The organism is Halobacillus sp. SY10, from assembly GCF_045401165.1.
GTDB lineage: Bacteria > Bacillota > Bacilli > Bacillales > Halobacillaceae > Halobacillus > Halobacillus aidingensis.
Genome location: NZ_CP174345.1, coordinates 1,037,160 through 1,052,722, shown reverse-complemented (window position 1 = coordinate 1,052,722; position 15,563 = coordinate 1,037,160). Strand labels below are relative to the sequence as shown.

Here is a 15,563-nt window from a genome sequence, read left to right as displayed (position 1 = left end):
CAAGCAACAAGATGTTACTTGGCTTCTTTGCAACATCAGCTTAGCATCTCTTCTACTTGTTCACTGAAGAATTGTTTCATCGCATGAAACACATCTGCTTTTCTTCTCAAAATGTAATAGCGGAATTTCGGGTGATCGATTGATTTATAGGCCTGCATCAAACTTGAGGAACGGTTGTATTGGTTTACTTCTCCATAACCGAACATCTGTGAAACTTCAATGAGCTGTTCGATCAATCCCAGGCATCGTTTATTATCGGAAGTTAAGTTGTCACCATCTGAGAAATGGAACGGATAAATGTTGTAACGTTCCGGCGAATACTTCGTCTCAATCAATTCTAATGCCTTGCGATAAGCTGAGGAGCAGATCGTGCCTCCACTCTCTCCTTTGGAAAAGAAATCATCCTCACTGACGACTTTTGCCTGGGTGTGGTGCGCAACAAATTCAATTTCTACTGTTTCATAATTCCGGTTCAGGAACCTGGTCATCCAGAAAAAGAAACTTCTGGCCATATATTTTTCCCATTGCCCCATGGAACCACTTGTATCCATCATTGCAATAACGACAGCTTTTGACTCAGGCTTGGTTTTCTCATTCCACGTTTTGAAGCGAATATCCTCTGGATAAATGGGTGCAAATGAAGCTTCACCGCCCAGAGCGTTTCGTTTGTACGCTTCGAGCATCGTCCTCTTCTTGTCAATGTTTCCAGTCAACCCTGTCTTTCGGATATCGCTGAACTCGATATCTGTGTGAATGATATTGTCTTTTTCCTTCTCATCCAAATTCGGTAAGGTCAATTCCTTAAACAAGGCTTCCTCTAACTCTGCTAATGAAATCTCTGCCTCATAATAATCTTCGCCAGCTTGATCACCGGCTCCATCTCCATCGCCAGGCTTACCTTTCGATTGCTGCGGCGCTTGAGCAACGACATCTCCGACTTCACTATCTCCTTCACCTTGTCCTGCATGCTTATTCTTCTCGTGATTATAACGGATCTTATATTCATCAAGCGAACGTATTGGAATCTTAACGACACGCTTTCCATTCGACATCACAATATTTTCTTCAGTAATGAGATCAGGTAACTGCTTGCTCATCGCATCCTTCACTTTTTCTTGATGTCGCCGCTGATCGTCGTAGCCTTTCCGATGGAGGGACCAGTCGTCTTCGGCGATTACGAAACTCATCTCTTCATCCATGTAATTCCCTCCTAATCGAGTATTACTCTATCGTATGCAGGTCCACGGTAATGGATGAAAGATATTGAGATATACATGGATTATTTGTTTCTTTCGCCTATATTTGTCTACCTTTTCACAATCAGTTTGATAGTCCATGTTGGTAGTTCAAGTATATGGCAGGATTATGTAAGACTCACTTTCGAGATTCCAGGGTTCGTTGCCCGGGTTGAGCGTCAGGGGTTGCTGGGAAGCTACTCGCTTTCCTGTGGGAGAGCGCCGAGCTTCCTCGGACTGCGTCCTGTGGGATCTCGCCGATCTCCTTCTCCCACGGCAGTCTCGCAGCTTCCCAACCATCCCATTCGGCGAAGGGGATAACGAACCCTTATACCAAGTTGGAAGGTCTCCCACTATCCAGATTGTTGTAGGCAGAAAACGCTGTGTATCAAGCTTTCAGGGTTCAAGTGCCTCGACTTGGGAGTATTATCTTTATGCTCTCCTCACACAGAATAGCTGATTATTCAGGAAGTGGTTTCGAGAACCTTCCATGGTAAAGGGGCGGAGGGGAATGGCGAGACTCCTGCGGGATAAAAGTGCTTGGTGAGACCCCACAGGACGCAGTCCGAGGAGGCTCACCGCGCTCCCGCGGAAAGCGAGCTATTCCCCGCAGCCCCCATCCACCTAACCAAAGTCTCGAAAATGAGTCTTCCACCAAAGGGAGCGTTTGTGGGATTAGGAATATAAAATCCCCTTCCACGGGAGTTGTGGAAGGGGATTGGTTTTAGCCTTCGAGCAATAGATCGAATGGATCTTCAATCATTTCTTTAATTCTGCGCAAGAACTGTACTGCATCTTTTCCATCAACGATTCTGTGATCATAGGAAAGAGCAATGTACATCATCGGACGAGCTTCGATTGTGTCATCCGGCATGACTTTCGCGCGTTTTTCAATGTTGTGCAAACCAAGGATTCCTACTTGAGGTGCATTCAAAATCGGTGTGGAAAGCATAGAACCGAATATTCCACCGTTCGTAATTGTAAATGAACCACCTTGAAGGTCATCAAGTCCCAGCTCTTTGTTCCGTGCTTTTGTCGCAAGGTCAGCAATGCCTTTCTCAATACCTGCAAAGTCCAAACGGTCCGCATCACGGACAACAGGAACGACGAGACCTTCGTCTGTTGAGACAGCCATACCGATATCATAGAACTGTTTCTTAATGATTTCGTTTCCTTGAATTTCTGCATTCAGTAACGGGAATTCCTTCAATGCTCCAACCGCAGCTTTTGTGAAGAAGGACATAAATCCTAATTTGATGTCATGTTTCTTCAGGAAGGATTCTTTACGCTCACCTCTCAACTTCATAACATTGGTCATATCTACTTCGTTGAAGGTTGTTAACATCGCAGATTCCTGCTGTGCTTCAACAAGTCTCTTAGCGATCGTCTGGCGTCTGCGGGACATTTTCACCCGTTCGACTGGCTTATCAAATTCTGTTTTCTTCGTTTCTTCTTTTTTCTTCTTAGGTTTGTCCTCAGAAGAAGACTTGGAAGAACCTTTAGATTCCTGCTTACTTTCTCCTTTAGCAGCTGCATCGACATCTTCCGGACGGATGCGGCCAAGGGGATCGCGTGCGGAAATCTCACTCAAGTCAATTCCTAGTTCACGCGCGCGTTTACGAGCGGCAGGAGTAGCAATCACGTCTTTAGAATTCTTACTGGAAGACTCTTTCTTCTCTTGAGAAGATTGTTGCTGCTCTTCTTTTTTCTGAGATTCTGTTTCTTTGTTGGATTCTTCTTCCTTTTCTTCTTCTGGTTCAGCTTCTTCCTCATCAGAAGAAGTGTCTTCATCTGAACCTCCGGCTTCGCCGTTTTCATCGACTTTAGCGATCACATCGCCAACTTCAACGTCGTCTCCTGCTTCTCTCAACAATTCAGCAATAACCCCGCTAGCATCTGCATTCACTTCAACGTTTACTTTATCTGTCTCAAGCTCGAGAATGGGATCGCCTTTTTCCACTTGATCCCCTTTTTTGACGAGCCATTCTGATATTGTACCTTCTGTTATGGATTCAGCTAATTCAGGAACCTTAATTTCCTTCATTTGTTTCTCCTCCTTTAGACATCTGTAGCGCTTCATGAATGATTCGATTCTGCTCCGTTTTATGGATGTTCGGCTCGCCGACGGAAGGTGAGGCACGATGCGGACGACCGACAAAGCGGTGAATCTGCCCCTTTTTCAAGAGTTTGTGCAAAATCCCTTCGACGAAGTACCAGCTACCCATGTTCTGTGGTTCTTCTTGGACCCATACTAATTCTTCTAAATTCGGATAAGACTCTAACATCTCAGCTAATCGTTGTTCAGGGAACGGATAGATTTGTTCAATTCTTACGGCATCGATCGTCTCAAAGGTCTGATCGGTTCCATCTACCGTATCTTCAATATCGACCATGATCTTCCCGCTTCCAAGAAGGAGCGTTTTCACTTTTTCTTTATCCTTGTTTTCAGATAAAATTGGTTGTTTCATAATCGGTTGGAATCGCCCTTTGCTGAACTGTTCCCCGGAAACCGCCACTCGTTGATTTCTCAAGAGACTCTTCGGAGTCATCAACACAAGAGGACGTGCTTCTTCCTGATTACTGATTGCTGCCTGTCTTCTTAACAAGTGGAAATATTGAGCGGAAGACGTGACATTGGCAACCGTCCAGTTGTTTTCAGCAGCAAGCTGTAAGAAACGCTCAAGACGTGCACTGGAGTGCTCCGGCCCTTGACCTTCGTATCCGTGAGGAAGCAAGAAGACCATATTGGATTTTTCGCCCCATTTGGCACGTCCAGCAGATACGAACTGGTCAAAGATGACTTGTCCAGCGTTAGCGAAATCACCGAATTGAGCTTCCCAAAGGACAAGAGATTCTGGTGCTTGCACACTGTATCCATACTCAAACCCAATGACTCCTGCTTCAGACAATGGACTGTTATGAATATCAAAGGACGCATTCGCCTGTTCTAATCCATGCATTGGACAGTACGTCTCCCCTGTTTCCACGTCGTGAAGAACAAGGTGACGGTGAGCAAATGTTCCGCGCTCTGTGTCTTGACCTGTGATTCGAATGGGACGACCATCTTCAAGAATTGAAGCAAAAGCCAAGGCTTCTGCTGTCGCCCAGTCAACCTTCTGTCCGTCATCAAGCATTTTGCTGCGTCTTTGAAGAATTTTTTCGAGCTTTTTGAAGCCATTAAATCCTTCTGGACGTTTCAGCATGCCCTCATTCAAACCTTTAAGACGATCTAGATCGATGGCTGTATCAATTTCGTCAAGGTTTCGCTCGACTCCACTCGGACGATCTTTCACATCAGGAGAAGACGTTTCATGCTCGTTCATATTGTTATAGATGTCACGGAGTTTTTGCTCTACTTCCGCTTTCATATCTTTAAGAGCATCTTCGCCTACGACAGATTCTTCTTGGAGCTGCTTTTCAAACACAGCAGCAGCCGTAGGATGTTCGTCGATTTCTTTATAGAGTTTCGGTTGCGTAGAGCGTGGTTCATCCATTTCATTGTGACCAAAACGGCGATAACCTACGAGGTCGATTAAGAAATCTTTATGGAATTTCTGACGGTACTCATACGCAAGGGCCATAGCTGATAAACATGCTAGCGGATCATCAGCATTTACATGAACAACAGGAATTTCGAACCCTTTGGCAAGATCACTCGCATAACGTGTCGAGCGGCCGTCTTTCCTATTCGTCGTGAAACCTACAAGGTTGTTAGCAATAATGTGGACCGTTCCGCCCGTGCGATAGCCTGGGAGGTCACTCATATTCAAGGTTTCTGCTACAACACCTTCTCCGATGAAAGCAGCGTCACCATGAATCAAAAGACCGAATGCCTCGTCCTCATCCATTTTTGCATAACCCGGCTCTGAGCGGTCATCCTGAGCCGCACGTGTAAATCCTTCAACTACCGGATTGACGTATTCTAAATGTGAAGGGTTATGGCTTAGAGTCACACGCGTAGCGGACTGTTCGCCATTCTCAATTTCTCTTCGCGCACCAAAGTGATATTTCACATCGCCTGTCCACCCGTAATTGATTCCCATTGAACCTTCGGATGGCACCAGCTCCTTATCTGGAGAAAGGTGGAATTCAGAAAAAATGCGATCATAAGGCTTGCCAAGGATATGAGCAAGTACATTCAAACGTCCACGGTGGGCCATGCCCATCATGATATGTTTGATTTTGTCTCCGGAAGCCGATTGAATGATATGATCAAGCATCGGCACCATAACGTCTAAACCTTCAATAGAAAATCGCTTCTGAGCAACGAATGTTTTCGCTAGGAAGTTTTCAAAACCTTCCACTTCAGCAAGACGGTATAGCAGTTGCTTCTTCTCTTCATCTGTCAATGACACCGTATAGGAACCAGTGTCGACTTTATCCTGGAGCCATTTTCTTTCATCTTCGTTATTCACATGACCGAACTCAAAAGAGATGGTCCCTGCATATCGTTCTTTTAATGTTTTGACTACTTGAAGTGCATTATCCAGTTTCATTGGGGCATCAGGCCACACCCAATCAGCCGGGATTTCTTTTAAATCCTTTTCTTGTAGTCCATATGTTTCTAATTCAAGCAAATTTGTTTTAGGTCGCTCATCACTGCCTACCGCGTATATATTCGCTTGTAGGTGACCATGACGACGAATAGCCTCAACAAGTTTCAAAGCTGAGGTAATTTTAGCTATGTCCCTTTCAGAAGGTGAAGCAGATCCATTGGCTTCAGTAACCGTATCGCTTCCCATCCATTCAGGAGCCCCGTGCTCATCAAAAATTTCCTTCAAGGAAGGATCGACAGCACTAGGATCGTTTTCATATTGTTCGAATTGTTCTTCGATGTACCCCATGTTGGGGCCATGGAACTTTTCCCAAAAATTTTGAGTGGAGCCTTGTTTAGACACGTAGAATACCCCCAAGTAGTTGTTGGCTAATGTTTCCTCGAAAACGTTTCCAAGTCCATGTACTATTATAGAATTGAAACGCTTCCGTATTCAACAAATTTCGCTTATTTTTTTAATGAATGACCAAATCCATTCCATTATAACAAGAAAGACGCACCGATGGGTACGCCTTTTTCACTTTTTGCCACTAAAGTGATATGTCGTTGTTATTCTTCATCCTCTAAGACACGGTAAGCCATATCATAAAGTTTCATCTGACTGTTGATCGGCTGTGCGTTTTCAGGGCGTTTAACATGCTCATAGGATCCATCATTCTTTTGTTCCCTCGCTTTGACATTGTCACTCAACATGACAGATAAAATCTTTTGCAAACGATTTTTTATCACTGGTTCATAGATTGGGAATAAAAGCTCGACACGCTTGACCATGTTTCTTGTCATCATATCAGCAGAGGATAAAAAGACACGATCATCTCCGTTATGGTGGAAGTAGTAAATCCTACTATGCTCCAGGAACCGGCCGACAATACTAATCACACGAATGTTATCGCTGAAACCCTGGATCCCGGGACGCAGGCAGCAGATTCCGCGCACGATCAAATCAATCTGCACACCTGCTTGAGAGGCTTCGTAAAGCTTCATAATTAAATTTTTATCCGTCAATGAATTCATTTTTAAAATGATGCGCCCATTGCCATGTTGTTTTTGGAAACGGATTTCATTATTAATATAACGAATAAAGTCATTTCTTATATCAAACGGAGCCATTGACAGGTGATGAAATTGCGGTTTCTCGGTAAACCCGCTTAAATAATTGAAAAAGTCTGTGGCATCAATTCCAAACTTCCGCTTGGCTGTGATGATTCCCATATCTGTATAAAGCGATGCTGTCTGGTCATTGTAATTCCCTGTTCCCAGGTGAACGAAACGTTCAATTTTCTCATTCTTCTTCCTGACCACCAGGGTGATTTTGCTGTGGGTTTTCAAGTAGGTCATTCCATAAATGACATGACAGCCCGCTTTTTCCAGTTCTTTTGCCCACTGCACATTGTTTTCTTCATCAAAACGTGCTTTCAGTTCTACAAGTACGGTGACTTGCTTCCCTTTCTCCGCCGCACGCTTGAGAGCCTCTATTATCGGGGAATCCCCACTTACACGGTATAAGGTCTGTTTAATGGCCAAAACATGGGGATCATCCGCTGCTTCTGCTACGAAGTCAACGACAGGTTCAAACGATTCAAACGGATGGTGTAGGAAAACATCACGATCCATCACTTGTTCGAAGATATTTTCATCACTACTCAGATCTCGAGGGGGCTGAGGCATCAAGGTTTCGTAATAAAGATGATCCTTAATGTCCTCAAACGTTTTATGGAATTTGAATAAGAAAGTTAAGTCCAGCGGTCCATTGGTGATGTACAAGTCATCTTTGTGAATTTCCAGGACTTTTAATAAAAAGCTGATTAATTTCTCGTCATATTTTCCGTCCCGGACTTCTAGTCGGACAGCCGCTCCCCACTTCCGTTTCTTCAATTCTTTCTCAATCTCTTTCAGTAAATCACGAGCACCTTCTTCATGAATTGTCATATCGGCATTTCTTGTGATTCGGAACTCTGTGATCGATTCAACTTCATACCCTTTGAACAACTTGCTCATGAAATGACCGATGATTTCTTCCAATAGGACATATTGATATTTATCTTCGTGATTCACAATTACGAAACGATCCAGTACGGATGGCACTTGAACAATCGCTGTTTTCGCCGCTCCTTCTCGATCAAGTTCGTCACGAATGACGACAGCAAGGTTAATGGATTTATTCAACAGCATCGGGAAAGGACGATAGGCATCTACCGCCATCGGGGTCAAAACTGGGAAGATCTCCTCATCGAAATAAGTTTCAAAACGTTGTATTTCTTCTTTCGTCAGATCATCAATGGACAAGATGGAAATTCCCTCTTTTTCCAATTCCGGTTTCATAGACTGATAGGCGGCATATTGTTTTTCCACATTTTTGTGGTTAATCTCGGCGATTTTGTTAAGTTGCTGCTTCGGAGTCAAGCCGGCTTTGTTTTCCGGTTTATTGAAACCGGCTTTGACTTGGTCCTTCAATCCCGCGACCCGCACCATAAAAAATTCATCAAGATTGGAAGATACGATAGCTAAAAATTTCAACCGTTCGAGCAAAGGGTTGTCCATATCAAGAGCTTCATCCAAAACCCGCTCATTAAATCCAAGCCAGCTGAGCTCTCGATTATTATAAAAAAGTGGATTGTCTAATTCTTTCGTCTTTCCTTCTGTTGACATTACGCACACCCTTTACACATGTATTCACATTCAGGTTAGTACATCAATATATCCCACATATAAATGCTGAGTTAACTTTTTGTAAAAATTTGATTTAAATTGTCGAACGACTAGACACACGATTGAATAGCAAAAAAGCAGCCCGGAACGGACTACTTTTTATTTTCCACAAAAGAGAGCTCGATAGTCTTCTTCAATGACTTTTCCAAATGTTTTTTCTGTTTCTCTGCTTGATATTCTTCAGGCATGTAAGCACCGTTACAATAGAGTGTGACACGAAGGTCATCTCCATCATTGGATAGTTCTAGCTTTTCCACCGTCTGCCTTCGAGTACTATCCAGACTGTAGCAGAATTTCAACATCGACCCGAGAAGGCGGATCTTTTTCCGTTCATCTTTCAAGAACCACTGTTTGTATGGATCAAGGAATTGCTTGAATACCGTCTTGTTTTTGAAAGAGGCCATTAAAGCCATACGTAGTCTTTCCATATGCATCAGCCCGTCAATCGTCCGGTTAGCAAGGAGGTAAAAAGTATGCTGAGAGCTTGATTCATTGTCAATATATTCACCGAGATTGAAAACATAGCTCGCCCTTTTCACTTCCTGCCAGTCCCTTTTCCTCAAAGCGCCGATTCCACGATCATGAAGCTGATGGAACAAGTCATGAGCCAAATGCTGAACGTGCTGGATGTGTTTCACATTCAACTCATAATCACTGATCAGTTCCTGAATGCTCTCCTCTAACACATTCGGAAATAAGGCTGTCCCCATATCACTCGTCAGCTGCTCGAAAAAAACGCCGTCGCGCAATCCTTTCCTGCTTAAAATAAAACCTGAAGCATGGACCGAATCATATAAAGAATGGAAGACTTCTGTTGCGGGAAGGATAATGTCCGCACGGTCCTTCGATAACCCCTCAACCTTCTGCAATTTTTTCATGTTCAAGGTGAAAAGATAGTTCTTGATAAAAGCGAGATCACTGTCTTTCATTTTATATTGATGTAAACCTGCGAGCGGATATTCTTTTAAGTTCTGATCAATTTGAACAAGGTTACGCGCACCTCCACCGATTCCGATCAAAGGGACGTTCTTTTTCTTCAGCCAAGGGAGAGATTGAAATTGTTCAATCAAATAATGTCGAAGATCGGACATTTCTTCCTCTGTAGGAAGATCTTTTTTAAAAAAGTCTTGTTTAAGTGTGAGCGCTCCGAATGGGAAACTATGTGATTCGATCAATTCCCTGTCCTTAAAATATGTAACTTCTGTACTTCCTCCACCGATGTCTACAGTAATTCCTTCCGTCACGGGAGTCGAATTAACCACAGCCAAATAACCATAATAAGCTTCTTCATGATCAGAAAGAATGCGCATGTCGAATCCTGTGTGTTCGGATACTTGATGAATGATCTCGGCTTGATTTTGCGCTTGTCTGATGGTAGCGGTCGCTACACAAACCATTTCTTCCAATGGATAAGACTCTGCTACTTGCTTGAAGCTTTTTAATGTGGTCAAAAGGATTTGGATACCTTCTGTGGATAATAGGCCATCGTCCATGAGGTGATTCCTCAATCTAGCAACAGCTTTCACATTCTCCACTTCACGAAGACGTCCACCTTTTTCCCTCAAATAAATGACTAGACGCATTGTATTCGATCCGACATCAATAATTGCATAATAACTTTTGGCCATCGTCTCACCCCACTTTGTTTTTTGCCATTATACCATAAGAAACCGCCCTCTTAATATATAAGAGAGCGGCTGGGTGTTGCCATTATCTATTCAACAAGCTGCCGACATACTTCAATAATTCATTGGCAGAGCTCGAATTGTATCCATGCTCATCGATAAGAGTAGCGACCACTTCATTGATTTTCTTCAGTTGCTGCTCATCCGGCGTCTTCGTAGATGTCGTAATCTTCACAACATCTTTCAGGTCTGCAAACAGCTTCTTCTGAATCGCTTCGCGTAACCGCTCATGAGACTGATAATCGAACTTCTTGCCTTTTCGAGCATAAGCGGAAATGCGGATTAAGATTTCTTCACGGAACGCCTTCTTCGCGTTTTCCGATACGCCAATCTGTTCTTCAATGGAACGCATGAGCCGCTCATCCGGGTTTAATTCTTCACCTGTCAGCGGATCTCTGAGTTTGGCTTTATTACAGTAAGCCTCCACATTATCCAAGTAGTTATCCATTAATGTGACGGCAGACTCTTCATAAGAGTAGACAAAAGCTTTCTGTACTTCTTTCTTCGCAATTTCGTCGTACTCTTTTCTAGCGAGTGAAATGAAGTCAAGATAACGCTCTTTATCTTCATTGGAAATGGAAGCGTGACTTCCGAGACCATCCTTCAACGAACGCAGAACATCCAGCGCATTGATCGAGGTCAACTCTTTCTTAATGATGGTAGAAGAAATGCGGTTGATGACATAACGAGGGTCAATGCCGCTCATTCCTTCATCCGCGTGCTCTTTCTTCAACTCTTCCACATCTACATCGCTGAATCCTTCTAAAATCTCACCGTCATACAAGCGCATTTTCTTAAGTACATCGATAGAAGCTTTTTTCGACTCCTTCAGTCGAGTCAAAATCGTAAACATTGCAGCTACCCTCAATGTATGAGGGGCGATGTGAACATCTCTTATATCACTTTCCCGGATCATCTTTTCATAGATTCGTTCTTCCTGACTCACTTTCAAGTTGTAAGGAACAGGCATGACAATCATCCGGGAATGCAAAGCTTCATTTTTCTTGTTGGCAATGAAAGAACGATATTCCGCTTCGTTTGTATGGGCGATGATCAATTCATCTGCAGAAATGAGAGCAAAGCGTCCAGCCTTGAAGTTTCCTTCCTGCGTTAAGCTGAGCAAGTGCCATAGGAACTTCTCATCACACTTCAGCATTTCCTGGAACTCCATGATTCCACGATTCGCTTTGTTCAATTCTCCATCAAAACGATAGGCCCGAGGATCTGATTCGGAACCATATTGAGCAATGGTAGAGAAGTCAATCGACCCCGTTAAGTCAGCAATATCCTGGGACTTCGGATCAGAAGGGCTGAACGTTCCAATGCCTGTACGTTTATCCTCTGAGAAAAAGATACGTTCAACTAAAACGTCCTCAATCCTTCCCCCATACTCTGTTTCTACTCTCATCGTATTTAATGGAGATAGACTGCCTTCAATACGAATCCCGTACTCTTCCTGGAAATCCTTGCGCAGATGGTTCGGGACAAGATGTAAAGGGTCCTCATGCATCGGACAACCCTTGATGGCAAAAACAGCCCCTTCATCAGTATGTGTGTACTTCTCCATCCCCCGTTTCAGTAAGTTAACGAGCGTTGACTTACCACCACTGACAGGTCCCATCAGTAAAAGGATACGTTTTCTAACATCCAGCCTTCTCGCCGCCGGGTGGAAATATTCTTCAACCAGCTTCTCCATCGCCTCATCCAAACCATAGATATCCTCATCAAAAAACTTGTAACGCTTATGATCGTGCTCTTCTGCTACTCCCGCACTTTTAATCATATTGTAAACGCGGGAATGGGCGGATTGAGCTAAATACGGACGCTCTTTCAGTAAATCCAAATATTCTGAGAATGTACCTTCCCATTTCAGTTCCTCTTCTTGTTCCCGGTGGTCTTGTATTTTCTTTAAAATGTCCACTTCGCGACCTCCCCCGTCGTAAGAGACGAATTTTAATACATCCTATGCCTGGCTACTGTAAAACATGTGTAAATTAGAAATGTGGAAGCGGCCTGGTTAGACACGACTAGCATAAGACAAACGGCATAGTGGTGTGTTCTTCCACCACGGAGCCGGTTGACTTATGTCTCGAGTGTCTGGCCGCTGCAACTGGACCATGAAAACGAAATGCGGAGACGCCTTGGGAGATGCGACAAGCATAAGACAAGGTTCGGAGTGAAGCGTTTTTCTTCACGTAGAACATTGACTTATGTCTCGAGCATCTAGGCGTCGGAGCTGGACACTGTGATACGAAATGCGGCGGCACCCTGGTAGACGCGACAAGCATAAGACAAACGGTGCAGTGGTGCGTTCTTTCACCACGGAAGCGGTTGACTTATGTCTCGAGCGTCTGGGTGCCAGAGCTGGACACGACAAGAAGAAATGTGGAAGCGGCCTGATTAGACACGACTAGCATAAGACGAACGGCGCAGTGGTGTGTTCTTCCACCACGGAGGCGGTTGACTTATGTCTCGAGTGTCTGGCCGCTGCAACTGAACAAATACGCACCCACCTTGCTCATTGATTTCGGCTGCCTGGCGAACACAGGACTTACGAACAAACAGAAACTCGCAACCCCAATCATTAAAAGACAGCTGAAAAGTGAGGGAAAAGCCCCCTTATCCACCCTATGCCTCCCTTGTTCATTCATGACAGAAAAAAGAGGACTAACATGAAGTCAGTCCTCTTCGTAATCCTTCTCTTGAATATACCTGCGCCTTTTTGACAACCCCATGACCAAAAAAGCAATAAAAAGAAACAAATTGAGCCACCTGAAATCATCATAAAATATAGCTAATAATGCCCAAATTGCCGCACTGATTAAGAAAAGGATGCTGGAAATCAACGTTTGGCTCACGATCATCCCTCCTTCCTTTATTATAAATCAACAGAAGCGGATTGTATGTCCATTTTTTCGCAATGAGCAAGTAGTCCTAAAGGTTGAATTGACCCTTGTTAGTAAATTTTGACACGATGATATCCCCTTGTTAGAATTGTTACGAATATTTTAATAGGATAAAGTGCTACACAATAGAAAGAAGGACTGCAAATGGAAACATGGTACTTTGTCGATTCAGGTCATTGCACCCCTGCTATGAATATGGCATTGGATGAAGCCTTGATGAATTGGCACCGAAATGGAGACATTCCTCCTGTACTCCGTTTTTATGGATGGGAGCCTGCGGGATTATCTGTAGGATATTTTCAGAAAGTCAAAGGAAAGATTGATTTGGAAGGCGTCCAAAAGCATGGGTATGAGCTTGTTCGTCGTCAGACTGGAGGACGAGCTGTCCTACATGACAATGAACTCACATATAGTGTAATTGTGTCAGAAAATCATCCGGACATGCCTGACTCTGTGAAAGAAGCCTATCTTGTTCTATCCAAAGGTTTGCTTGAAGGATTCACAAACCTTGGTATTCAAGCCGAATTCGCTGTTCCTGAAGGAAAACTAGATGTCGCAGGATCCGCTGTATGCTTTGAAGAACCTTCCTGGTATGAACTGATTGTAGAAGGTAAGAAAGCAGCGGGAAGTGCACAGACAAGAAAAAAAGGGATTATCCTTCAACATGGATCCATCCCTATTGATGTCGATGATGTTAAACTATTCGATATGTTTATCTATAAAAATGAACGCATTAAAGAACGCGCTCGAAAAGCCTTCGGAGACAAAGCTGTAGCCATCAACCAGATTGTCGATCAACCAGTAACTTTTGAAGATACTAAAAAAGCTTTCAAAAATGGGTTTGAAAAAGGACTGGGGATTAAACTAGAACCCTTAAAACTGACAGAAGCACAATGGAACGAAGTCAGAAAGATTGCAGAAGAACGTTATGACACCGACGAGTGGAACTACGCTCGCTAACGAAAAAGGAGTGAACAAATTGGCTAAAAAACAAGAGTACATAAGAAAACCTGAATGGCTGAAGATTAAAATCAATACGAATAAATCTTATACAGGCCTGAAAAAGCTGATGCGTGATAAAAAACTCAACACCGTTTGTGAAGAAGCTCGCTGCCCGAACATTCACGAATGCTGGAGTGAACGTAAAACGGCGACATTCATGATTCTTGGAGATACTTGTACACGCGGATGCCGTTTTTGCGCGGTCAAAACAGGTCTCCCTAACGAATTAGATTGGGGCGAGCCAGAACGTGTCGCTGATTCTGTGGAAATCATGGGGCTGAAGCACGTCGTTGTGACAGCTGTAGCACGTGACGATCTAAATGATGGAGGCGCAGCCGTTTTTGCTGAAACCGTGAAAGCAATCCGCCGACGTGTCCCAGGTTGTACCGTTGAAATCCTCCCTTCTGATATGAAAGGAGATTATGAAAGTCTACACACTTTAATGGACGGAGAGCCGGATATTTTCAACCATAACATTGAAACAGTCCGCCGCCTGACGAAAAAAGTACGTGCCCGCGCGATGTATGATCGTTCTCTAGAATTGTTGAAGCGTGTAAAAGAAATTCGTCCGAATACACCAACCAAATCAAGCATCATGGTCGGATTAGGTGAAACGAAAGAAGAAATCGTTGAAGCTATGGATGACCTTCTTGCCCACAACGTAGACATCATGACAATCGGTCAATATCTACAGCCGACGAAAAAACATTTGAACGTTGAGCGCTACTACCACCCCGATGAATTTGAAGAGCTTAAGAAAATTGCGCTTGAAAAAGGATTCAAACATTGCGAAGCAGGTCCTATGGTCCGCTCCTCTTATCATGCAGATGAACAGGTAAACGCCACATCTGCCCAACGCCGCATCAAGTACATGCAAGGGTATGAGTCCCAAGGAAAAGAACTAGATACAACAAACTTCTAAAAATGGCCCCTCATGAGACGAATCATGAGGGGCGTTTATTTTACCATGGCCCTCCGTAATAAGGAGGTCGGTTATATCCATAAGGTCCTGGTCCACCTGGGCCACCCGGGCCGCCATAATAAGGTGGTGGCGGAGGCGGGGGACCAAACCCTCCATAAAAACCGGGCGCCAGTGCTCCACCTAAGAAACCACCGAGCAGTCCACCAGCAAAAGGTCCTAAAAAGAAGAAACGTTCATCTTCGTCGCGGAAGCCCTCTTCGACTTGGTACGGATCATAATAATATTGGTAATGGTTCATTCATGCTCCTCCAATCCATCCTTGGTTATTCACCTACCCTTCACTCTATGTAAACGCCCGCCCTGACGTATAGGCATGTGTCATCAAGCAAAGGATAATTTTAACTGGACAAACAATTCACATCCACCCATAATTAGGGTATAATATGAATAAATCATGCTTGTCTGGCTACATAAAGGAGGACCACTCATGAATCTTACATTGATTATTCTTGTCTGTGTCGCATTTCTTACTGCTATCTTCAGTGCCGG

General features: G+C 43.8%; 10 protein-coding genes. 2 read left to right on the top strand and 8 right to left on the bottom strand.

The annotated features are described in order from the left end of the window. Positions 1-35 precede the first annotated feature (35 nt). From yhbH to ACJA3J_RS05300, 7 genes are all read right to left on the bottom strand, one after another. On the bottom strand, positions 36-1,199 hold the full coding sequence (gene yhbH, locus ACJA3J_RS05330; protein ID WP_089653080.1) for a sporulation protein YhbH: 1,164 nt from the start codon (positions 1,197-1,199) through the stop codon (positions 36-38). 760 nt (positions 1,200-1,959) lie between these two features. Further along, complete coding sequence (gene odhB / locus ACJA3J_RS05325) at positions 1,960-3,279, bottom strand: 2-oxoglutarate dehydrogenase complex dihydrolipoyllysine-residue succinyltransferase (RefSeq protein ID WP_089654811.1); 1,320 nt, start codon at positions 3,277-3,279, stop codon at positions 1,960-1,962. Then, positions 3,266-6,079 (bottom strand): 2-oxoglutarate dehydrogenase E1 component, encoded by a 2,814-nt coding sequence (locus tag ACJA3J_RS05320; protein WP_406946275.1) that lies wholly within the window; start codon positions 6,077-6,079, stop codon positions 3,266-3,268. The genes odhB and ACJA3J_RS05320 overlap by 14 nt, the downstream gene beginning before the upstream one ends. Positions 6,080-6,339: 260 nt before the next feature. Continuing rightward, positions 6,340-8,439 carry an RNA degradosome polyphosphate kinase gene (locus tag ACJA3J_RS05315; protein WP_089654809.1) on the bottom strand — a complete coding sequence of 700 codons (2,100 nt, stop codon included), beginning with the start codon at positions 8,437-8,439 and terminating at the stop codon, positions 6,340-6,342. A gap of 152 nt (positions 8,440-8,591) precedes the next feature. After that, positions 8,592-10,127 carry an exopolyphosphatase gene (ppx, locus tag ACJA3J_RS05310; protein WP_089654808.1) on the bottom strand — a complete coding sequence of 512 codons (1,536 nt, stop codon included), beginning with the start codon at positions 10,125-10,127 and terminating at the stop codon, positions 8,592-8,594. 82 nt (positions 10,128-10,209) lie between these two features. Next, entirely contained in the window at positions 10,210-12,105 is a 1,896-nt protein-coding gene (locus ACJA3J_RS05305; protein WP_089654807.1) for a PrkA family serine protein kinase, read from the bottom strand. Between the two features lie 757 nt (positions 12,106-12,862). Then, positions 12,863-13,042 carry a hypothetical protein gene (locus ACJA3J_RS05300; RefSeq protein WP_089654806.1) on the bottom strand — a complete coding sequence of 60 codons (180 nt, stop codon included), beginning with the start codon at positions 13,040-13,042 and terminating at the stop codon, positions 12,863-12,865. Between the two features lie 192 nt (positions 13,043-13,234). Here ACJA3J_RS05300 and ACJA3J_RS05295 point away from each other — a divergent pair, with 192 nt between their 5' ends. Continuing rightward, positions 13,235-14,050, top strand: coding sequence for a biotin/lipoate A/B protein ligase family protein (locus ACJA3J_RS05295; protein WP_279629305.1), 816 nt, complete (start codon positions 13,235-13,237; stop codon positions 14,048-14,050). Positions 14,051-14,069: 19 nt separating this feature from the next. Then, entirely contained in the window at positions 14,070-15,014 is a 945-nt protein-coding gene (lipA, locus tag ACJA3J_RS05290; protein WP_089654804.1) for a lipoyl synthase, read from the top strand. 40 nt (positions 15,015-15,054) lie between these two features. Here the strand turns inward: lipA and ACJA3J_RS05285 are convergent, their stop codons facing one another. Continuing rightward, complete coding sequence (locus ACJA3J_RS05285; RefSeq protein ID WP_089654803.1) at positions 15,055-15,312, bottom strand: hypothetical protein; 258 nt, start codon at positions 15,310-15,312, stop codon at positions 15,055-15,057. Positions 15,313-15,563 lie beyond the last annotated feature (251 nt).